Consider the following 20,531-nt stretch of genomic DNA (forward strand, 5'->3'; position numbering starts at 1 on the left):
AAACGAGGAGACAAAGATGACTGCAGCATTTGAGCCCACCCAGCAGACGCCCGAACAGCAGGCCGCCGCACTGGAGCTCGAGTGGGCTGCCGACCCGCGCTGGGAAGGCGTCACTCGAGACTACTCAGCCTCCGACGTCGTCCGCCTCCGCGGCCGCGTCTCCGAAGAACACACGCTGGCTCGGCGCGGCTCCGAGAAGCTGTGGAAGCAGCTCACCGAGGAGCACAAGGAAGGCAAGTACACCAACGCCCTGGGCGCCCTCACCGGCAACCAAGCCGTGCAGCAGGTCAAGGCCGGCCTCCGCGCCATCTACCTCTCCGGCTGGCAGGTGGCCGCGGATGCCAACAACTCCGGCCACACCTACCCGGACCAGTCGCTGTACCCGGCAAACTCGGTTCCCACGGTGGTCCGCCGGATCAACAACGCCCTGCTCCGTGCCGACCAGATCGAGTTCTCCGAGGGCATCCAGACCGTCGAGGACTGGCTGGTGCCGATCGTCGCCGATGCCGAGGCAGGCTTCGGCGGCCCGCTCAACGCCTACGAGCTGATGAAGTCCATGATCCAGGCCGGCGCCTCGGGCGTCCACTGGGAGGACCAGCTCGCCTCGGAAAAGAAGTGCGGCCATCTCGGCGGCAAGGTCCTGATCCCCACCCAGCAGCACGTCAGGACCCTGAACGCAGCCCGCCTGGCCGCCGACGTCGCCGGCACCCCCTCCGTGGTCATCGCCCGCACCGACGCGGAAGCGGCAACCCTGATCACCTCCGACGTCGACGAGCGCGACCAGGAATTCATCCTCCGCGAAGGGGGCCAGCCGGTCCGCACCCCGGAAGGCTTCTACAAGGTCCGCAACGGCATCGAACCCTGCATCGCCCGCGCCAAGGCCTACGCCCCGTACTCCGACCTCATCTGGATGGAAACGGGCACCCCGGACCTCGAGCTGGCCCGCAAGTTCGCGGAATCCGTCAAAGCGGAGTTCCCCGACCAGATGCTCTCCTACAACTGCTCGCCGTCGTTCAACTGGCGCAAGCACCTGGACGACGCCACCATCGCCAAGTTCCAGCGGGAACTCGGCGCCATGGGCTTCACCTTCCAGTTCATCACCCTGGCCGGCTTCCACGCCCTGAACTACTCGATGTTCGACCTCGCCCACGGCTACGCCCGTGAAGGCATGAGCGCCTACGTCGAGCTGCAGGAGAAGGAATTCGCCTCCGAGTCCCGCGGCTACACCGCGACCAAACACCAGCGCGAAGTCGGCACCGGCTACTTCGACGACATCGCCACCGCGCTCAACCCGAACGCATCCACTTTGGCTCTCGTGGGATCCACGGAAGAGGGCCAGTTCCACTAACACTTCCCGCTCGACGGCGGACTGGTCCCCTCCGGCCTTCGGACCGGCATTGCTCTGCCTGCTATTCCCCATGCCCGGGTCCGACCTCGCTGAGCGAGGACGGACCCGGGCACAGGGCCCCTTTTACGCAGGCTGCCGCAATACCGGCACCTTCGGCCTTGTGAGTAGCGCACCTTTGGCCCCTCCCGCCGTCGAACTTCCCTTTTCGTCTTTAAGGAGACAGAAATGAACAGCTTCACCGACAACTTCACTATTAACGGGATCACCCTGACCGCCCAGCCCATCTGCCGGCAGGGCGAGGTTCTGACTCCGGATGCTCTGGCCTTCGTTGCGCAGCTGCACAAGGCCACGGCGGGGCGGCGCGAGGAGCTGCTGCGGGCGCGCAGGGCACGGCGGGAGCAGATCGCCGCCGGCCAGGACCCGCGGTTCCTCCGCGAGACCGAGTCCGTCCGCAACGATCCCAACTGGCGCGTCGCTCCGCCGGCACCGGGGCTGGAGGACCGCCGGGTGGAGATCACCGGGCCGGTGGACAAGAAGATGACCATCAACGCGCTGAACTCCGGCGCCAAGGTATGGCTCGCGGACATGGAGGACTCGTCCACGCCGTCCTGGCGCAACGTGATCCAGGGCCAGCTCAACCTCACGGATGCGCTGGAACGCCGGATCGATTTCACATCCCCGGAGGGCAAGGACTACAAGCTGCGCCCGGCCGAGGACCTGCCCACAATCGTGGTCCGTCCCCGCGGCTGGCACCTGCCCGAGAAGCACATGCTCATCAACGGCACCCCGGTGGCCGGCGGCATCGTGGACTTCGGCCTGTACTTCTTCCACAACGCCCGCCGCCTGCTGGCCCAGGGCAAGGGACCGTACTTCTACCTCCCGAAGATCGAGAACCACCTCGAGGCACGCCTCTGGAACGACATCTTCATCCTGGCCCAGGACCTGCTCGGCATTCCGCAGGGCACCATCCGCGCCACGGTGCTGATCGAAACCATCACGGCCTCCTTCGAAATGGAGGAGATCCTGTACGAGCTGCGGGACCACGCCTCCGGACTGAACGCCGGCCGCTGGGATTACATCTTCTCGCTGATCAAGAACTTCCGGACCCGCGGCCCCCGGTTCGTGCTGCCGGACCGCGGCCAGGTGACCATGACGGCCCCGTTCATGCGCGCCTACACCGAGCAGCTGGTGCGCGCCTGCCACAAGCGCGGCGCCATGGCGATCGGCGGGATGGCCGCCGCCGTTCCCAACCGCAAGGACGAGGCCGCCAACGCCAACGCCTTCGAGAAGGTCCGTGCTGACAAGACCCGCGAGGCCGCCGACGGCTTCGACGGTTCCTGGGTGGCCCACCCGGACCTGGTTCCCGTCTGCCGCGAGGTGTTCGACGCCGTGCTCGGCGACCGGTCCAGCCAGCTGGACCGCCTGCGCGAGGACGTTATCCCGGACGACCGCGCACTCATCAACGTGGCGGCGACCCAGGGCACCATCACCGAGCAGGGCATCCGGAACAACATCGAGGTGGGCATCAGGTACATCGAATCCTGGCTCCGAGGCAACGGCGCCGTGGCCATCCACAACCTCATGGAAGACGCCGCCACCGCGGAGATCTCCCGCTCGCAGCTGTGGCAGTGGATCTACTCACGCGCTATCACGGACCACGGCGAGATCATCAGCCGCGAATGGGTCGAGGACATGCTGGACGAGGAGTTCGCCGCACTGGAACGCTTCGACGGCGACCGCTTCGCCGATGCCCGCGACATCTTCGAGGAAGTCACGCTGAGCGACACGTTCCCCAGCTTCCTCACCGTTCCGGCCTACGCCCGCTACCTGCACGAAGCCCGCGAGGGCATAGACGCCACGGCCGAGGCGATCGAGGACGAGCTCGTCGCCGCCTAGCCCCTGGCCCTAGATTTCCGTCCGCCGGGCTGCCACGCCTTCGCAACAGCACCCCCGAAATCCGGGGAGGCAGCCCGGCAACGGAACCCACCTTTCATAGCTGCGAACTGGCAGCTGATGACCGCAAACCCAAGGTTTGAGGGCATCAGCTGCCAGTTCGCGCTGGTGTGCGCGGGAAGTACGACGGCGGCGCTTGCCTTAGCGCTGTTTCGGCACCTTTCGGACTGACAGCGTGGTTCCGACGATGAACAGGAGCACGGAGCCCAGGATAATCAGCAGCGGGCCGTCCCACGAACCTGTGGCACCCTGCACGTAGCCCAGCAGCGTGGGCGCCACCGCGCCGAAGCAGTACCCTGTGCCCTGGACGACTGCCGACATCCGTCCCGCCGAGGCCTGGTCGCGGGCCAGCTTGATGATGGCGATGAAGATCAGGGTGATGCCGCCGCCCTGGGCGATGCCGCCGAAGGAGGACCACAGCCACCACAGCTGGGGCGCGAACAGCAGGCCCAGCGGCACGGTCAGCCACATGGCACCCAAGGCGAGCGCCACCGCCGTCGTACTGGCAAACCTGGCCACCAACGGAACGCCCATGCCGCCCGCGATGGCGAGAATCTGGAAGAGGGATGATCCCGCTCCGGCGGCAGCCGGAGCCATCCCCAGCTCGTCCGCCAGCAGGGTGGGGAGCCAGGCGGTGACGCCGTAATAGGAGACTGCCTGGCCGGCGAAACCAACAGTCAGCCCCACCGTGATCCAGCGTGAAGCGGGGCGGCCTGGGGCCGGAGCGCCGCCCGAGCCGTCGTCCGGTGCCGGAACAATGGCCCCGCGGCCCGCCGCGAACACCCAGAAGCCCATGGCGGCGACGGCGAATACAGCACTGGCCGCGAGGGCGGGTCGCCAGCCGGCAGCCTCGGCCAAGGGTGCCGTGACCACGGACGTGAGGAACGAGCCGATGTTCAGGGCCGCCGTATACATGCCCATCGCGGTGCCCTGGCGGCGCGGCGAAAAATCCCGGCGGATGATCAGCGGCACCGCGATGTTTCCGATCGTGATGGCCACGCCCAGAATGACCGTGCCGAGCATCACCAGCGCGCCGCCTCCGGCGGAGCGGACCACGACGCCGGCAAGGACACCCAGGAGGGTCAGGGTGATGGCCACTTCCGCTCCCAGCCGGCGGCCGGCGAGCGAGGCGAGCGGCGCGGCCAGGGAGAAGCACAGCACCGGAATTCCGGTCAGCAGCCCCAGCTCCACGGGCGAGAAGCCCAGGTCCCGCTGCATGGCCGCCGCCACGGGGGCGACCGCCACGAACGGGCCCCGCATGTTCAGTGCGATCAGCCCGATGCAGGCGAGAAGAATCCAGCTGCTGGGAACCTTGGACCCCGGGTGGGCCTTCATACGGCGGCGGGGGCGGCTGGCGGGGGCATGGTAAGGGGGCTCATCACTTTCATTGCTATCACGCCGCGGCCAAATCGATGGAAAAAGTCGGCGGGCAGGAGCGTATGCCCGTGCCCGCCGGAACCCTATTGAGATTCACATCATTCAGTTACGCGGCGCGCTCAGGCCAGGTACCAGTCCCGCTGGGCGTTGGCCACGCCGGGCGCTTCGCGGAACTGCTTCGGCTGCGCCACCCAGCCGACCCCGTTGGCGATGACCCGCTGGATCTGGGGCTGGTGGTAGACGGGATACTCCTGGTCGCCCGGGCTGAAGTAGAAGATCCGGCCCTTGCCGCGGGAGAACGTGACTCCCGAGCGGAAGACTTCGCCGCCTTCAAACGAGCTGATGAAGATGAGGTCGTCAGGCTCGGGAATGTCGAAGAGCTCGCCGTACATCTCCTGCTTCGGGATCACGATCGGGCTTTCCACGCCGGCGGCAATCGGGTGCGAGGGCTTCACCGTCCACACCAGTTCGCGTTCGCCGTCGTTCCGCCACTTGAGCGAGCACGTGGTGCCCAGGAGACGGGTGAAGATCTTGGCAAAGTGCCCGGAGTGAAGGACGATCAGCCCCATACCGCCCAGCACGTGCCGCTGCACGCGCTCCACCACTTCGTCGCTGACCTCGGCGTGTGCCACATGGCCCCACCACAGCAGCACATCCGTCGCGGCCAGGGTTTCCTCCGACAGCCCGTGCTCCGGGTCCGCCAGGGTGGCCGTGGTGATGCCGGAATCCGGGTAGAAGCCCTTCAGCCCGTCGGCGATGGCTCCGTGAATGCCCTTGGGGTACATCTCCCCCATGGTTTCCGGCTGGTTCCGGGCCTCATGGACGCCTTCATTCCACACCAGGATGTTGAGTTTGTCGGTCATGTCAGAGCCTCACTTCGCGCTGTTCGAGGGCGGACTTGTAGCAGGCATCGAGCACCAGTGCGCGGCTCAGTGCCAGGGCGCCGTCGTGGGCACCCCACACAGTCTCGCCTCCGCGCACGGCTTCCACAAAGTCTTCCACGACAGCCTGGTGCGCGCGGCCGGGTTCGGCCACCACTTCGTAGTCCGCGTTTTCGCCGTCCTTCTCCTTGAAGATGCGGAGGTCCGCAACGGGGGCGTTCGAGGCGCCGACGGCGCGCAGTTCGGCGCCGCCGTCGGTCCCGTACACGGTGAAGTCCATCAGGTCGTCCTCATCCCGGTACGCCGCCCAGCCGGCCTCGAGGATCAGCGTGCCGCCGCCCTCCAGGCGGATGAACGCGGACGCGAAGTCTTCAACTTCGAACTTGTGGGCCGACTTCATGGCGGTGTACCGGGCGTTGCCGCCGAGGCCGCGGGGGCCCAGCTCGGAGTGCGTGGAGGCCGAGACGGACAGGACCTTCGGTTCCCCGAGGAGGTGCAGCGAGTAGTCCAGGACGTGCACGCCGATGTCCGCCAGCGGTCCGCCGCCTGCCAGCTCAGGGTTCGTGAACCAGCTTCCCAGCATGGGGATGCCCTGGCGGCGGAGCCATGACGCCTTGGCGTAGTACGGGCGGCCGAGTTCGCCGTCGTCGATGATGCCCTTCAGCTTCTGGATATCGCCCCGGCGGCGGTGGTTGAATGCGACGTCCAGGACGCGGCCGGCCTTCTGCGCGGCCTCGACCATCTGCCGGCCCTCTTCGCCGTTGCGGGCCAGCGGCTTTTCGCTCAGGACGTGCAGCCCGCGCTCGAGCGCCGCGATGGTGATCGGCGCGTGCAGGAACGTGGGCACCGCGACGCTGACGGCGTCGAGTCCCTCCAGTTCGATCAGGTCCTCCCAGCGGGCAAACGTGTGGGGGATGCCGTACTCGGCCTTGAGGCTGCTCAGGAGGTCCTCCTCCATGGCGGCCACGGCCACGAGTTCGACGCCCTCAATGTCCTTGTAGGCCTTGATGTGCTGTTGTCCGGCCCATCCGATGCCGACAACCCCGACTTTCAGGGGTGCGGGCTGTGCCTGCTGCATGCTCACTGGAAATTCCTTCTCTTTACTTTTGGGTTGTTGAGCTTGGTTAAAGAGGGCGGGTCAGCCCTTGACGGCACCTGCGGTCATCCCGGCCACGATCCGCTTCTGGCAGACGAGCACCAGGATCACCAGCGGAATGGTGATCAGCACCGACGCCGCGCTGATGGCGCCGATCGGCTGATCGTATTCGCTGGTGCCGTTGAAGAAGGCGATCGCCACCGGCACCGGCCGGGACTCAGGGGACGTCGTCAGCGTGACGGCCAGCAGGAATTCATTCCACACTGAAATGAACACCAGGATGGCCGTGGTGGCAAGCCCCGGAACGGCCAGCGGCAGGATTACTTTCCGGAAGGCCAGGAACGGCGACGCTCCGTCGATGTATGCCGATTCCTCCAACTCCTTGGGGATTTCCCGGAAGAAGGAGGTCAGCGTGTAGATCGCCAGGGGTAGGGCGAAGGTGAGTTTGGGGATGATGAGCCCGATCAGGGTGTCGTAGAGGCCGATCTCCCGCCAGATGGAGAACATCGGCGCCGCGATGGCGATGGCCGGGAAGGTGGTGACGGAGAGGATCAGCGTCAGGAGCAGGGCCTTCCGCTTCATCTTCAGCCGGGCCAGGGCATAGGCGGCGAAGGAGGCGAAGACGAGCGCGACAGCGGTGGTCACCACGGCGATGATGACCGAGTTCCGGAGGGCCAGGAAAAAGTCCGGATTCCGGAACACGACGAAGTAGTTGTCCAGCGTGGGCTGGCTGGGAAACAGTTCCCCCGCGCCCAGGCTCTCCCCCGCCTTCAGGGAGGTGTTGATGAGCCAGTAGAAAGGCACCAGCGAGAAGGCCATCACGGCCAGGACGAAAATCCAGGTCACGGGGTGGAGCCTGGACTCCCCGCGGCGGAGCGGCTTCCCGGTGCGCCGCGGGCCGGGACCCGCCTGAACCGCGGCGCGGCGTTCTTCGAGGACCGTACTCATTGCTTCTCCTGGGCGGCTGCGCGGATGTTCCCGCCGGCGAACCTGATGTAGATGACGGAGACCGCCATGACGGTCAGGAAGGTGAGGATGGACAGGGCGGACCCTTCGCCGACCAGCCGGTTTTCACGCAACTCGGTGTAGGCCAGCATGGACATCGATTCCGTTCCGTTGGCGCCGCGCGTCAGGACGAACGGCAGGTCGAAGACCCGCAGGGCGTCCATGGTGCGGAAGATTGCGGCCAGCACGATCGCCGGCTTCAGCAGGGGCAGGGTGATATTGATGAACGTCGTCCACTTGGTGGACCCGTCCAGCTCGGCTGCCTCGTAGACCTCGTCAGGGATCACCTGGAGGCCCGCGAGAACCAGCAGGGCAACGAACGGGGCGGTCTTCCACACATCCGCCAGCACGATCACCGCCATGGCATAGCCGGACTCGCCCAGCCAGACGATGTCCCCGCCTGGCAGGCCCAGTCCCCTGAGAACCGTGGTGACGAGGCCCAGGGTCGGCTCGAACATGGTCTGCCACGTGATGGCGCTGACCACGGTCAGGATCGCGTAGGGCAGCAGCACCAGGGTCCGCAGTAGCCCCCGTCCCCGGAACGTCATGTTCAGGAGCAGCGCCATGGCCGTTCCGAGGACGAGTTCCAACGACACAGAAGCCGCGGCGAACGTGAACGTCTGCCCGAAAGCTGACCACCAGGCGCCGCTGCTGAGCGCGTCCAGGTAATTGTCCAGCCCGACGAACCGTGACAAGCCGGCCTGCCGCACACTGAATTGGTGAAGCGACAGCCAGACGGCGTAGCCGATGGGAACGGCAGCCACCAGGAACATCAGGATCAACGAGGGCGCCACCATCCGGACCGCCAGCCGGCGTTCCGCGCGGTCGTACCCGAAAGTCCTCGGCCGTTCGGCCAACTTCTGTGCCGATGTCATGGCTAGAAGCTGTCCTGTGCTGTCTTGATGTCCTCGGCCATCTTCTTCGCGGCCTCATCCGCAGTTGCCGAGCCGGACAGGACGGCATGCACGTTCTTGTAGATCGCCTGGGAGATCTGTGGGTAGACCGGTGACTGCGGACGCGGCTTGGCGCCCTTGACGGATGCCAGCAGCTCCGGCGCGAACGGCATGGCCTTCAGGACCTCGGGGTCGGAGTAGGCTGCCTCGTTGACGGGAGCCTGCGAGTTGTCCATGGCCACGTGCTTCTGCCACTCGGGAGTGGTGGCGAAGTTGATGTATGCCAGCGCGGCACCGCTGTTCTGGGAGAAGGCGGAGATCGCAAAGTTCCATCCGCCCAGTACGCCGCTCGCCGCGGACTTGCCGTTGAAGGACGGCAGCGGCGAAACGTCGAACTTGCCTGCCAGCTTGGTCTTGTTCAGCAGTCGGTAGACGTGCGGCCAGTTTCGCTCGTACCCGAAGTTGCCGGATTCGTACGCCAGCCGTGTCTCGTCTTCCTTGTAGGTCATGACCGCGCGGTCGGCAGAACCGTTCTTGATGCCGTCGGCCATGAACTGGAGAACTTCGCGGGTCTCCGGGGAATCGATCTTGACCTCGCCCTTGTCGTTCACTGCCTCGCCGCCTGCGCTGTAGAGCAGTTCCAGGAAGTTGACCGTGAGGCCCTCGTACTGCTGCGCCTGGTACACGAGTCGGTTGCCCGGTGCCTTGGCGGCCTCGGCGTAAAGCTGCTGCCACGTGGCCGGCTTGGCCACCTTGTCCTTGGCGGAGTAGATGAGGCCGGCGTTGGTGTAAAACGGGGTGGCCCAGTACTTGCCGTCGTACAAGGCGGTCTGCGCGGTCGACGGGATCAGGCGATCCTTGATCTTCTCCATCACCGGAGTCTGGTCCAGCAGCCAGTTCTGGGCGGCGAATTCAGGCGCCCAGGTGACATCCATCATGAAGATGTCGCATTCCGTGGACTTGCCCTCCAGGCGCTGCACCGTCTGCGTGCGCTGCTGGTCCGTGCTCGAGCCGATCTCGACGTACTTGGCGTTCATGGTCGGGTTCGCCTTGTGGAAGGCCGCGGTGGTGTTCTTGTGGATTCCGCTGGCATCCTTGCCGCCGCAGATGGTGATGTCGCCTTTGGCGCCCTCCGCACTTTTGAGGTCGACGGCGGCAGCCGCGGAATTCGGGGAGTTTGCCGGGGTGCCGCCACAGCCGGTGAGCAGAACGCCCACGGCCAGGGTGGCCACAACACTCTTGGCCAGACGACGCCGTCCGGCTGGCATGGATGCCTTCACGAGTTTCCTTTCGATATGCCTGCCCCTGGTCCCGCCAGCGGCTTCGCTGGCTGGCAGGGACGGCCGCGTTGATATGACATGGTGACGAAGATTTCAAACCGGGCTTCTAACTTTCGCATTGCAAAAGCCTGCAATTCCTCGGCTGTAAGTAAAGCTTTCATGCGCATCTGGACGTGTCAATGAGCTAAGCGCATTGATTTTCGGCTTTTATCAACTCGTTTCAGACACGCTGAACGTGCCTAGCGACGCGACTCTGGAGGGGAGGCGGCAAAAGCACGCGGGCTTTAGGCGGCAAAAAGCGCCTGGGCTTTACGGCTCAGCGCCGAAGCTCCCGGGGCTATACGGCTCCGCGCGGAAGCTCCGGGGATCCGTGGCCCGGCGTGCTGCTGGTGGCTCGGGTCCCGCTACGGGCGCGCGGCAGCCGCTACGGCGGATTCAACGACGGCCGGCGACAGCACGTGCTCGATGACCATTCGGCTGGCGCCGAGGATGGCGGCGTCCGTCTTGGCGCGCGACTGCTCAATCCGCAGCCGGGCCGTAGCGAGCGGCAGGGACCGCCCGTAGACAGCTTCCCGGATCCCGGCCAGCAGCTGGTCGCCGGCCCGGGACAGGCTTCCGCCCACCACAATCACGGACGGGTTGAGCATGTTTACGCAGATTGCGAGGACCTCGCCCACGTCGCGGCCGGCCTGCCGCAGGGCATGGATGGCGTGGACATTCCCCTGGGCAGCCAGGTCCACAACGTCCGCCCCCGAACTGGCGTCAATTCCCAGGCCCTGCAGTTTCCGGGCCAGCGCGGGACCGGAGGCCAGGGCTTCCAGGCACCCCGCGTTGCCGCACCGGCACAGCACGCCCTCGCCGCCCGGCACGCGGACATGGCCGAGGTCCCCGGAAGTGCCATCAGCGCCGCGCTGGAGTTCGCCGCTGCTGATGATTCCCGCTCCTACGCCGGTGGCCAGCTTGATGAAGAGAACATCGGCATACTCGCGCCAATAGGCATGCCGCTCCCCCAGGGCCATGATGTTCACGTCGTTGTCCACAAGGACTTCAGCATCTATGTCCCTGCGGACGTATCCGACGACGTCGAATCCGTCCCAGCCGGGCATGATGGGAGGCTTCACGGGCCGGCCGCTGCCGTGTTCCACGGGGCCGGGAAGGCCAATGCCGATGCCGGCGATGTCAGCCTCGGTCCGGCCCACCTGAGAAAGCAGTTCCCGTCCGCTGTGGAGGACCCAGTCCAGCACTGCCTCGGGCCCCCGCGCCACGTCCAGCGGTTCCGAGTGCCGGGCCAGCACGCTGCCGTTGAGATCAGTCAGTGCGGTCGCGGCGTGGCTGGCGCCGACGTCGGCGGCCAGGACCAGCCGCACCTCGGCGTTGAAGGCGAATTTCGACGGCGGCCTGCCGCCGGAAGAGGCTGCCTCACCGGCCGGACCCACCAGCCCGAGGGCGGTCAGGGCATCGATGCGCGCGGCAACAGTGGTCCGCGCAAGACCCGTCTGTTCGGCCAGCTCGGCCCGCGTCCGGGCCCTGCCGTCGCGGAGCAGCTGAAAGAGATCCCCGGCGCGGGCCAGGACGCCCGCGTCGGCGGGCCGTTCCTGCCGCTCGATAGTCGTCACCATGATTAAGGAATAGCACACGTTCCCGGGAAACCATCGGGCTTAATGCAAGCTCTTACATAACTTTTGATTGACTATCGACAAAAGTCGCCGTAGGTTCGAGTGAAACAGCAGCCGTCCCTGAGGAACCGACATGCCTTTTCCAGAATCCGCGCGGCGCCAGGGCGATGACGCGCCTGCGGCGGCAGCGTCCGTCCGTCCGCTGGGCGTAGCGATGATCGGCTACGCGTTCATGGGCAAGGCCCACTCCAATGCATGGCGGAACGTCGCCAGCTTCTTCGACGTCCCGGCCTTCGAACAGAAGGTCCTCGTGGGCCGTGACGCGGACAGTGTCGCCGCCGCCGCGGCGAAATACGGCTGGCGCGAGTCCGCCACCGACTGGCGGGCGGTGGTCACGCGTGACGATATCGACGTGGTGGACATCTGCGCCCCGGGCTGGATGCACGCCGAGATCGCGATTGCCGCGCTCGAAGCCGGCAAGCACGTCCTCGTGGAAAAGCCGCTGGCTAACACCCTGGCCGAGGCCGAGGCCATGACCTCCGCCGCCCGTGCTGCCCGGGAACGAGGGGTGCAGTCGATGGTCGGGTTCAACTACCGCCGGGTCCCGGCCCTCGCGCTGGCCAAAGAGCTGATTGCGGAGGGCCGGCTCGGGTCCGTCCGGCACGTCCGCGCCGCTTACCTTCAGGACTGGCTCTCCGACGAGGAAAGTCCCATGACGTGGCGGCTGCGGAAGGAAACCGCGGGCTCCGGGGCGCTGGGCGACATCGCCTCCCACGCCATCGACCAGGTCCTGTTTCTCCTCGGCGATCCCGTCACCGAGGTGTCCGGGCGCCTGCGCACCTTCGTCCCCAGCCGCCCCGGCGCGGACGGACCGGAGGACGTGACGGTCGACGACGCCGCCTGGGCAACGCTGTCGCTCGCCTCCGGGGCGGTCGCCTCGGTCGAGGTGTCTCGCGTGGCTACCGGCCAGAAGAATTCGCTCAGGCTCGAGATCTACGGCGACAAAGGCTCCCTACTCTTCGACCTCGAGGCCCTGAACGAGCTCGGCTTCCTGGACGCCACCCTCCCGGTGCGAGAGCAGGGCTTCCGCCGCATCCTGGTCAACGAACCCGACCACCCCTACCTGGACGCGTGGTGGCCCCAGGGCCATATCATCGGCTGGGAGCACACCTTCACCCACGAGATCCGGGATTTCCTGACCGCCATCGGCAACGGAACCGCGCCGCAGCCGTCGTTCGATGACGGCCTGGCCGTCCAGCGCATCCTCGCTGCCGTGGAGGAAAGCTCCGCAGCGAAAAGCTCCACCATCCAGCTCACCGATTCCCCCGCGCAAGGAGCCTGACATGCCCCGCCCTTACACCCTGTTCACCGGCCAGTGGGCCGACCTGCCCTTCGAGGAAGTCGCGCGCCTGGCTTCCGGCTGGGGCTACGACGGACTGGAAATCGCCGTCTCAGGTGACCATCTGGACGCCTGGCGCTGGGACGAACCCGGCTACGTGGAGTCCAAGCTCGCGGTCCTGGAGAAGTACAACCTGAAGGTCTGGGCCATCTCCAACCACCTCAAGGGCCAGGCCGTGTGCGATGACCCCATCGACTTCCGCCACGAAGCGATTGTTGGCTCCAAGGTCTGGGGCGACGGCGACCCCGAAGGCGTCCGCACCCGCGCCGCCGAGGAAATGAAGCACACCGCCCGACTCGCCAAGGCCCTCGGCGTGGACACCGTCGTCGGGTTCACCGGCTCCTCCATCTGGCAGTACGTGGCCATGTTCCCGCCCGTCCCTGCCGCGGTCATAGACGCCGGCTACCAGGACTTCGCCGACCGCTGGAACCCCATCCTGGATGTCTTCGACGAATGCGGCGTCCGCTTCGCCCACGAAGTCCACCCCTCCGAAATCGCCTACGACTACTGGACCACCGTCCGCACCCTCGAGGCCATCGGCCACCGCGAAGCGTTCGGGCTCAACTGGGACCCGTCCCACTTCATGTGGCAGGGCATCGACCCCGTCTCCTTCATCTGGGACTTCAAGGACCGGATCTACCACGTGGACTGCAAGGACACCAAGCTCCGCCCCACCGGCCGGAACACCGTGATGGGCTCCCACCTGCCCTGGGGCGACCCCCGCCGCGGCTGGGACTTCGTCTCCGCCGGCCGCGGCGACGTCCCCTGGGAATCGTCCTTCCGGGCCCTGACCGCCATCGGCTACACCGGCCCCATCAGCGTCGAGTGGGAAGACGCCGGCATGGACCGACTCCACGGCGCCCCCGAAGCCCTGGCCGCGCTGAAGAAATTCGACTTCCCCGCCTCGCAGACCAGCTTCGACGCCGCCTTCAGCAGCAAGGACTGATACGGAAACGCCGGCTCGGACGCGAATAGAATCCCCTGCGGAAAGGAGCTCCATGGCCAAGAAGCCCAGGGTCTATGACGTCGCCGAGCGGGCCGGGGTTTCCATCGCCACCGTGTCCTTCAGCTTCACGCAGCCGCATCGCGTCCGCGAATCCACCAGGGAAGCAGTGCGGGACGCTGCCCGGGCGCTGGGTTACCTGCCCAGCGCCAGCGCCCGCGGCCTGGCCCGAGGCAAGACGGGAGCCATCGGGCTGTTTTCGTTCGACTACTTTGGCCGTTCCAGCACCGAGGCCGCGCGCAATGCGGCCGTGCGGACCGCGAGGGGCCCCGGTCAAGCCAGCCACGACCGGGACTCCCTGTTCTCTGACGACGCCAACCAGGATTTCCGCCTGTTTCCGCTGTACCACGACGAAGTGCAGCGCGGAGTGGAGATGGAGTGCCGGCGGCGCGGTTACGTGCTCATGATGGGCGAAGGCCACGGCGCCAGCACGGAAGCAGACATCGCCGAGATCGCAGGCCGCGTTGACGGGCTGGCGGTCTTCCCGAACAGCCTCCCGAGCGACATACTGCGCCGCATTTCCCAACGGATTCCCGTGGTCGAACTGTCCAACCCAGCAGAGGACGCCGGGTTTCACCGGGTGTCGGTGGAAAATGCCGCCGGCATGAAGCTGCTGGCCGGGCACCTGATCCAGGACCATCGGCTGCGCCACATCATTTTCGTGGGACCTGAGGGTTCACCGGACAGGGAGCACCGGTTCCGTGGCTTCGCGGAGCTGATGGGCGGTGCCGGGCTGGACATCCGCACGCTGCCCCGGTCCGGCCCCACGGACCCTGCAGCCGACGTCGACCGGACCATCCACAGACTGCGGGCTGCAGATCAGCTTCCGCAGGCCTTCGTCTGTGCCGTTGACGCCGAGGCGCTGCTCTACATGGACGCCCTGGCCCGGGCGGGGATCGATGTTCCCGGTCAGGTGGCGGTGACGGGCTTCGACGGCCTGGTGGCAGGCCTTGTCAGCCGTCCGACGCTCACCACCATCAGGCAGCCCATGGTGGAACTGGGCAGCACGGCGGCCTCAATCCTCATCGACGCCGTCACCAAGCCCAGCCCCGTGCCGATCGCCAAGGAGCTCACGGTGAAGCTCACGGTGCGGGAAAGCTGCGGCTGCGGGTCCTGATCCCGGGCCGCTCAATCCCGTGGGTGGCTCAATCCCGGGCGGCGGTACACGCTAGGGTTTTTGTAACCAACCCTGACCGGAGGCGATCATGACGCACACCATCCGCAAGGCAACAGCGGACGACGCCGGCCGGCTGGCTAAGCTGGCGGCCGTCACCTTTCCGCTGGCCTGCCCGGCGGGATCCTCGCCCGCGGATATCGCCGCGCACATTCAGAACACCCTCAGCGAGCGCCACTTCCGTGCGTACCTGGCCGATCCCGCCGTGACAGTCCTGGTCATCGATGCCGGAGGCGCGTTGCGCGGCTACAGCCTGCTGGTGGATCACCCGGCGCAGGATCCCGACGTGGCCTCGGCCCTGACCATCCTCCCCTCGGCCGAGCTGAGCAAGTGCTACGTCCACCCGGACCACCATGGACTCGGCGCCGCCGCGGAACTCATGCATGCGAGCATCGAATCGGCAGCCGCAACCGGCGCCGCCGGTATGTGGCTCGGCGTCAACAGCGAGAACGCCAAAGCCATCCGCTTCTACGAAAAGTCCGGCTTCAGCCGGGTCGGAACCAAATCCTTCAGGCTGGGCAGCACGGTGGAACACGACTTCGTCATGGAGCGGGGGCTTGGTTAGTTACACGCGCAGGTCCACGTGAAGGGGCGGGCGGGGCTCATCCAGGAGCTTCAGCTGAGGAGGCAATCCATCCACGCTTCCCGTCCTGCCACGGGCATGCATGGCGATCCTGGAATGGCCCAAGAGTACGTTGTCTGCCCGGAAGTCGCCGAACTCTTCAGGCAGGATCGGCGCCAGGTGGACCACATTCCGAGTGAAGTCGGGATCAAAACGCAATAGGATGCGGGCCAGCTGCACCGGAGCAGCCGCTGCCCAAGCCTGAGGAGAGCACGCCGTCGGGTACGGCACCGGTTCCGTGAAGTCGGCCCGGTCAAAACCGCAGAAAAGCTCGGGCAGTTGTCCATCAAAATGTGCTGCGGCGGCAAAGAGCCCGCTTGCGATTCGGGAGGCCTCGTCCACGAAGCCGTAACGCATAAGCCCGGTGGCAACTAACGCGCTATCGTGCGGCCAGACTGAGCCGTTGTGGTAACTGGCGGGATTGTAGGCACCCATATCCGAGGCCAATGTCCTGATCCCCCAGCCGGTAAACATCTCCGGTGACATAAGGCGCTCGGCGACTAGGGGCGCCTTGTCCTCGTCAACAATCCCAACCCAGAGGCAGTGGCCCATGTTCGAAGTGCAGGAATCTACCGGCTGCTTGTCCTTATCCAGCGCGACGGCGAAGTACCCCTTGCCTGGCAGCCAGAACCGCTCGTTGAACGAGGTCTTCAAGCCGGCGGCACGTTCAGCCCAATGGTGTTCCAGGTTGCTGTCTCCCGCCGACCGGGCAAGCAATGACCGGCCAACGTACGCGGCATAGGTGTAAGCCTGAACCTCACACAGGGCTATCGGCGGCTCGGCCATCCTGCCGTCAGCGAAATTTATACCGTCCCATGAGTCCTTCCATCCCTGGTTGATCAGTCCGTGGGTATTTGGTCTGAGGTACTCCACGAAGCCGTCCCCGTCGCGGTCCCCGTAGTGCTCAATCCATTCCAAGGCCCGGTCTGCATGCGGCAGCAGCGAACCGATAATGTCGTCGGCCAGCCCCCAACGGCTAAGTTCACCCAACAGGCTCACGAAGAGCGGCGTCGCGTCGGCCGTGCCGTAGTATGCGGCGCCGCCCAAGGCCAGGCCAGCGGTGACACCAAGGCGCACTTCGTGGGGGATCCGGCCCGGTTCTTCCTCCGAGTCCAGGTCCACCTTCGTTCCCTGGATTCCGGCCAGGGTTTGCAGCGTCCCGGCGGCCAGGTTCGGGTCGACCAGAAGGGCCATGTAGGAGGAAAGAAGCGAATCCCGGCCGAAGAGCGCCATGAACCATGGGGCACCGGCGGCAACTGCAGCCCGGTCAGGGTGTTGGGCATCAAAAATCCGCAGGGAACCCAAATCGCTCTGGCTGCGGTTCAGGACGTTTTGAACGTTCCGGTCCGTGACTGTAACTCGCGGTACATGCTCCTCCCACGCAACATGCCGCTTCACACCGACGCGGTACTGGGGTGACGCGGTCTCAGAAAAGGGCTCCTCCGGACCCTCCCCATTGATCAGCGGCACCACGATGACGCTCGTGGACCATTGCCCCCGGGGCAGAATCTGTGCCCGGAAAGTCAGTGCATCACCGCGGACGAGTGCTCCGGTTGCGCGGATTGCCGTGCCCCGGCGCTGGCCATTGCGCTCGGCTTCGATGTGGAGCTCCCCGCTTTGGACGGTCCTGCGGACAAGCGCCTCAGCGTCCACCCGGCCGGCTTTGACGTCGAAGAGATCTGCCAGGTCGGCTTCGAGGCTAAGTTCGATGTCGCAGTCGGCTGGCTCGGACGAGTAGTTGCGGATGGTGATATCGTCCCGCAGTCCAGGCCCCACATGCCGCTGATGTCGCACGACCAGTGGGCTATCGAATCTCCCGCCGACCCACATTGCCCTTCCGACGAAGGTCGCCTGGAACGATGTGGGCGTCCGCGCCACCAGCGGCTCACGAAGGGATCCGTTGATTCGGAGCACCCAGCGGGAAATGATCCGCGTGTCCTGATAGAAAACGCCCTGCGATCCGCCCGTGATGATGTCGCCCGTGTGGGATGAGATACAGAACGAAGACCCTTCGACGACGGTGATCGCGCCCGTTTCAGATGGACCCGCTGCAGTGTCTTCGTTCCAGGCATTCACGGGGCAGATCCTTTCCCTTCAGGCAGACGTCGCCGAGGCCGGGATCATGCACCTAGCTCCAGCGAGTGCTCTATCTGATTCTCATCCACCGCGCGCGGATCGGGAACCCCGAGGGGCAAACCCTGCTCCAGAATCTGCGCGAACAAGTCCAGATGGTCAGCAACCATGCGATCAGAACTGAACCGTTCCTCGACGGAGGCGCGGCAGGCTGCCCGGCTGAGCCCCCTGGCCTGGGTCAGAAGCGCCGGCAGCTCCTCCAGGGAAGCCAGATACCCAGTGGCGCCGTGCTTGACGACTTCCGGTGCTGAGCCGATTGGGGTGCCTACCACCGGGGTCCCCGTGGCCAGGGCTTCAATCATGACGAGGCCGAAAGGCTCAGACCACTGTATGGGGTTAAGGAAGGCGAAGGCGCCGCCCATAAGCGCGTACTTTTCGGCATCCCTGATCTCGCCAATAAATTCCTCATTGGACCCCAGAAGCGGCTCAACAACCTCCCGGAAATAGCGCAACTCCTCCGGTTCGCGCATTTTCGACGCGATACGCAGCGGAATTCCGGCTTTTCGGGCAATGGCGATCGCTTCAACCGGCCCCTTATCCGGGCACATCCGTCCCACAAAACACGCGTATCCCCCTTGGCCCGTGCCTTTCGGGACGGTGGACAGGTCCAGCCCGTGGTGGATAACACGTGCGATTGGCACGTCAGGGGTACGACTGACCTGGTCACGGGAAATGGCGATGATGCCGGCTCTTCTCCCTATTGCCCGGTAGATGTCCGCTGCCGGAGGAGTCAGCTGGCAGTGAATTGTCGTGACCACAGGCACCGAGGACGGGCGGTGCGCGTACAGAGGGCCGGCCAGTGTGTGGTCGTGGATGACGTCCACTTCCCGCATCCCCCGGTAGGCGCGTACCACGTGGCTCAGTTCCGAAAGAGTGGACCCCAGTTCGGCAGGTTCCGAGCTCCTCATTTCGGGGACTCGGGGGACCGGACATTCGCTGTCGGAGGGGACAGCCAGCATGACCTCATGGCCGGCGGCAGCAATTCCACGGGCAAGGCTGTCCACAACCCTCTCGATCCCACCGTAAGCTGGCGGCGGAACCGGAATCCATGGGCCCGCTATTAGTCCTATCCGCATCCCTGGCCTCCCAGGCCACAGGGCAGAACGCTCCCGCCCGCCGGTGGAAGCGTCTGCCTCGGCGCATCGTGGAAATTTTCACGCGTTTACGAACGTCATCCAATGGATGACTTCATAACTTATATCAAACGATATGGTGCGCCGTGGCACCGGGCAAGGCCTGGAACATCCACGCTCCCTGTGGCCAAACCAACACCGCCGCAGGGAATGCCATCGCGCTGATCGAGGTTGTGGCAAGCATGAAGATTGAAATCTGGTCAGACGTCGCGTGCCCGTGGTGCTACATCGGCAAGCGCCGGTTCGAGGCCGCCCTGGCCGAGTTCCCCCACCGCGAATCCGTGGAAGTAGAATGGCGCAGCTATCAGCTGGATCCCTCCCTGCCGGAACGCTATGACGGCACCGAGCTGGACTACCTCAGCACGCGCAAGGGCATGGCCCCGGAGCAGGTCGCGCAGATGTTCGACCATGTGGCAGCCCAGGCCAAAGGCGAGGGGCTCAACTACCGGTTCGACGCCGTGGTCGTCGCCAACAGCTTCACGGCCCACCGACTCATCCACCTCGCCGCCGCGCACGGCAAGCAGGACGCCGCCAAGGAGCAGCTGCTCAGTGACCACTTCGAGCACGGCAAGGACATCGGCAGCCGGGACTACCTCACCGTGCTCGGCGGAGAGCTGGGCCTGGACGCCGCCGACGTCGCCGACCTGTTCAGCACGGACAACTACGCCGACGACGTCCGCCACGACTTCGCCGAGGCACGCGCCCTGGGCATCAGCGGTGTGCCGTTCTTCGTGATCGACCGCAAGTTCGGCCTCTCCGGGGCCCAGCCCGCCGCTACGTTCAGCATGGCGCTCGAACAGGCCTGGCAGGACTCACATCCGCTGGTCATGGTCAGCGCCGACGGCGCGGGCGCGCGCGCAGCAGAGGGAGAAGCCTGCGGCCCGGGCGGCTGCACCATCTAAGACTCTGACGTGGGAGACTGGCTAAATTCCATGGTTTACTGACAGATCGCGGTAAAGTGTGCGTATGCCACGGATCTCGGCCCCCAGCAATGCTGCGCAGCGCGCCGAGACCCAGGGCCGCATCCTGAAGGCCTTTGGCGAGCTTCTTTTCACGCACGGGCTGCCCGGACTCACCATGACGGATGTCGCGCGGCACGCGGGCATCGGCCGCACTGCCGTCTACAACTACTACGCCGACATCGAAGAGCTGCTGATCGCCTACGCCCTGGTCGAGACCGAGCGGTTCTTGGCAGAGTTGCGTGAATCGCTGAGCCGCTTGGACAACCCGGTGGACCGGCTCGCCCTGTATGTGCGGGCGCAGGTCGAGGACCTTAGCCGCCGCCACCTGCCGCCCGGGCCCGCCATGGGTGCCGTCCTGTCGCCCGCGTCCTTCGCCAAGCTCGCGGACCATGTGGGCGGCCTCAGCGACCTGCTTCAGGACATTCTGCGTGACGGGATGGAGCAAGGCTACTTGCCGGTCGTGGATGCCCGGCAGCAGGCGCAGCTGATCCACGGAACCCTGTCGTCCAGCGCAGCCCGCGGCAGCGACGAACCGGAGGATCTGGAGGAGCGAATTACACGGACTGTCCGGTTCATCCAGTTGGGGGCCGGAGCCAGCTTTGACGACGGCGGCCGCCCTGTGCGGCTTGGCCCTCCGCCCGCCGCGGTGAGCTGAG

At 65.9% G+C, this 20,531-nt stretch carries 17 protein-coding genes; 8 read left to right on the forward strand and 9 right to left on the reverse strand.

The window, feature by feature from the left end; translation table 11 throughout:
• Positions 1-16: 16 nt before the first annotated feature.
• Entirely contained in the window at positions 17-1,348 is a 1,332-nt protein-coding gene (aceA, locus tag CXQ90_RS16025) for an isocitrate lyase (RefSeq protein WP_104140374.1), read from the forward strand.
• Between the two features lie 225 nt (positions 1,349-1,573).
• The gene (gene aceB, locus CXQ90_RS16030; RefSeq protein ID WP_104140375.1) at positions 1,574-3,244 is read left to right on the forward strand and encodes a malate synthase A; all 1,671 of its coding nucleotides are present in this window, start codon (positions 1,574-1,576) and stop codon (positions 3,242-3,244) included.
• A gap of 198 nt (positions 3,245-3,442) precedes the next feature.
• Here the strand turns inward: aceB and CXQ90_RS16035 are convergent, their stop codons facing one another.
• The 7 genes from CXQ90_RS16035 to CXQ90_RS16065 form a co-directional block, all read right to left on the reverse strand.
• The gene (locus CXQ90_RS16035) at positions 3,443-4,636 is read right to left on the reverse strand and encodes a CynX/NimT family MFS transporter (RefSeq protein WP_104140376.1); all 1,194 of its coding nucleotides are present in this window, start codon (positions 4,634-4,636) and stop codon (positions 3,443-3,445) included.
• A 161-nt stretch (positions 4,637-4,797) separates the two neighbouring features.
• The gene (locus CXQ90_RS16040; protein WP_104140377.1) at positions 4,798-5,541 is read right to left on the reverse strand and encodes a ThuA domain-containing protein; all 744 of its coding nucleotides are present in this window, start codon (positions 5,539-5,541) and stop codon (positions 4,798-4,800) included.
• A 1-nt stretch (position 5,542) separates the two neighbouring features.
• Complete coding sequence (locus CXQ90_RS16045) at positions 5,543-6,643, reverse strand: Gfo/Idh/MocA family protein (protein WP_104140378.1); 1,101 nt, start codon at positions 6,641-6,643, stop codon at positions 5,543-5,545.
• A 54-nt stretch (positions 6,644-6,697) separates the two neighbouring features.
• Positions 6,698-7,474 (reverse strand): carbohydrate ABC transporter permease, encoded by a 777-nt coding sequence (locus tag CXQ90_RS16050; RefSeq protein ID WP_258064561.1) that lies wholly within the window; start codon positions 7,472-7,474, stop codon positions 6,698-6,700.
• A gap of 125 nt (positions 7,475-7,599) precedes the next feature.
• Entirely contained in the window at positions 7,600-8,535 is a 936-nt protein-coding gene (locus tag CXQ90_RS16055; RefSeq protein WP_104140380.1) for a carbohydrate ABC transporter permease, read from the reverse strand.
• Positions 8,536-8,537: 2 nt separating this feature from the next.
• Positions 8,538-9,833 carry an ABC transporter substrate-binding protein gene (locus tag CXQ90_RS16060; protein ID WP_258064558.1) on the reverse strand — a complete coding sequence of 432 codons (1,296 nt, stop codon included), beginning with the start codon at positions 9,831-9,833 and terminating at the stop codon, positions 8,538-8,540.
• 404 nt (positions 9,834-10,237) lie between these two features.
• Positions 10,238-11,452 carry an ROK family transcriptional regulator gene (locus tag CXQ90_RS16065; protein ID WP_104140381.1) on the reverse strand — a complete coding sequence of 405 codons (1,215 nt, stop codon included), beginning with the start codon at positions 11,450-11,452 and terminating at the stop codon, positions 10,238-10,240.
• 211 nt (positions 11,453-11,663) lie between these two features.
• Here CXQ90_RS16065 and CXQ90_RS16070 point away from each other — a divergent pair, with 211 nt between their 5' ends.
• The 4 genes from CXQ90_RS16070 to CXQ90_RS16085 all read left to right on the forward strand — a co-directional run bounded on the left by CXQ90_RS16070 (position 11,664) and on the right by CXQ90_RS16085 (position 15,590).
• A complete protein-coding gene (locus CXQ90_RS16070) occupies positions 11,664-12,791 on the forward strand; it encodes a Gfo/Idh/MocA family protein (RefSeq protein WP_104140433.1) in 1,128 nt (375 codons plus the stop codon).
• Position 12,792: 1 nt separating this feature from the next.
• Positions 12,793-13,794 (forward strand): sugar phosphate isomerase/epimerase, encoded by a 1,002-nt coding sequence (locus CXQ90_RS16075; RefSeq protein WP_104140382.1) that lies wholly within the window; start codon positions 12,793-12,795, stop codon positions 13,792-13,794.
• 52 nt (positions 13,795-13,846) lie between these two features.
• On the forward strand, positions 13,847-14,968 hold the full coding sequence (locus tag CXQ90_RS16080; RefSeq protein WP_104140383.1) for a LacI family DNA-binding transcriptional regulator: 1,122 nt from the start codon (positions 13,847-13,849) through the stop codon (positions 14,966-14,968).
• Positions 14,969-15,056: 88 nt separating this feature from the next.
• Positions 15,057-15,590, forward strand: coding sequence for a GNAT family N-acetyltransferase (locus CXQ90_RS16085; protein WP_104140384.1), 534 nt, complete (start codon positions 15,057-15,059; stop codon positions 15,588-15,590).
• Here the strand turns inward: CXQ90_RS16085 and CXQ90_RS16090 are convergent, their stop codons facing one another.
• Both CXQ90_RS16090 and CXQ90_RS16095 read right to left on the reverse strand, forming a co-directional pair.
• The gene (locus CXQ90_RS16090) at positions 15,591-17,723 is read right to left on the reverse strand and encodes a glycogen debranching N-terminal domain-containing protein (protein WP_104140385.1); all 2,133 of its coding nucleotides are present in this window, start codon (positions 17,721-17,723) and stop codon (positions 15,591-15,593) included. It lies immediately after the preceding gene.
• Between the two features lie 44 nt (positions 17,724-17,767).
• Positions 17,768-18,856, reverse strand: a complete 1,089-nt coding sequence (locus CXQ90_RS16095) for a glycosyltransferase family 4 protein (protein ID WP_104140386.1) — start codon at positions 18,854-18,856, stop codon at positions 17,768-17,770.
• A 239-nt stretch (positions 18,857-19,095) separates the two neighbouring features.
• Between CXQ90_RS16095 and CXQ90_RS16100 the strand changes: the two genes are divergently transcribed.
• Together CXQ90_RS16100 and CXQ90_RS16105 are read left to right on the forward strand one after the other, a co-directional pair.
• Positions 19,096-19,815 carry a DsbA family oxidoreductase gene (locus CXQ90_RS16100; protein ID WP_104140434.1) on the forward strand — a complete coding sequence of 240 codons (720 nt, stop codon included), beginning with the start codon at positions 19,096-19,098 and terminating at the stop codon, positions 19,813-19,815.
• Positions 19,816-19,879: 64 nt separating this feature from the next.
• Positions 19,880-20,530: a TetR/AcrR family transcriptional regulator gene (locus tag CXQ90_RS16105; RefSeq protein WP_104140387.1), complete on the forward strand. Its 651-nt coding sequence runs from the start codon at positions 19,880-19,882 to the stop codon at positions 20,528-20,530.
• Position 20,531 lies beyond the last annotated feature (1 nt).

Source organism: Arthrobacter sp. ZGTC131 (assembly GCF_002929275.1).
GTDB lineage: Bacteria > Actinomycetota > Actinomycetes > Actinomycetales > Micrococcaceae > Arthrobacter.

What these genes read in the sequence shown, in the direction of transcription:
- aceA (WP_104140374.1), top strand. Translation starts at nt 17, where the DNA reads ATGACTGCAGCATTTGAGCCCACCCAGCAGACGCCCGAACAGCAGGCC.
- aceB (WP_104140375.1), top strand. Translation starts at nt 1,574, where the DNA reads ATGAACAGCTTCACCGACAACTTCACTATTAACGGGATCACCCTGACC.
- CXQ90_RS16035 (WP_104140376.1), bottom strand. Translation starts at nt 4,636, where the DNA reads ATGAAGGCCCACCCGGGGTCCAAGGTTCCCAGCAGCTGGATTCTTCTC.
- CXQ90_RS16040 (WP_104140377.1), bottom strand. Translation starts at nt 5,541, where the DNA reads ATGACCGACAAACTCAACATCCTGGTGTGGAATGAAGGCGTCCATGAG.
- CXQ90_RS16050 (WP_258064561.1), bottom strand. Translation starts at nt 7,474, where the DNA reads ATGGCCTTCTCGCTGGTGCCTTTCTACTGGCTCATCAACACCTCCCTG.
- CXQ90_RS16055 (WP_104140380.1), bottom strand. Translation starts at nt 8,535, where the DNA reads ATGACATCGGCACAGAAGTTGGCCGAACGGCCGAGGACTTTCGGGTAC.
- CXQ90_RS16065 (WP_104140381.1), bottom strand. Translation starts at nt 11,452, where the DNA reads ATGGTGACGACTATCGAGCGGCAGGAACGGCCCGCCGACGCGGGCGTC.
- CXQ90_RS16070 (WP_104140433.1), top strand. Translation starts at nt 11,664, where the DNA reads ATGATCGGCTACGCGTTCATGGGCAAGGCCCACTCCAATGCATGGCGG.
- CXQ90_RS16075 (WP_104140382.1), top strand. Translation starts at nt 12,793, where the DNA reads ATGCCCCGCCCTTACACCCTGTTCACCGGCCAGTGGGCCGACCTGCCC.
- CXQ90_RS16080 (WP_104140383.1), top strand. Translation starts at nt 13,847, where the DNA reads ATGGCCAAGAAGCCCAGGGTCTATGACGTCGCCGAGCGGGCCGGGGTT.
- CXQ90_RS16085 (WP_104140384.1), top strand. Translation starts at nt 15,057, where the DNA reads ATGACGCACACCATCCGCAAGGCAACAGCGGACGACGCCGGCCGGCTG.
- CXQ90_RS16095 (WP_104140386.1), bottom strand. Translation starts at nt 18,856, where the DNA reads ATGCGGATAGGACTAATAGCGGGCCCATGGATTCCGGTTCCGCCGCCA.
- CXQ90_RS16100 (WP_104140434.1), top strand. Translation starts at nt 19,096, where the DNA reads ATGAAGATTGAAATCTGGTCAGACGTCGCGTGCCCGTGGTGCTACATC.
- CXQ90_RS16105 (WP_104140387.1), top strand. Translation starts at nt 19,880, where the DNA reads ATGCCACGGATCTCGGCCCCCAGCAATGCTGCGCAGCGCGCCGAGACC.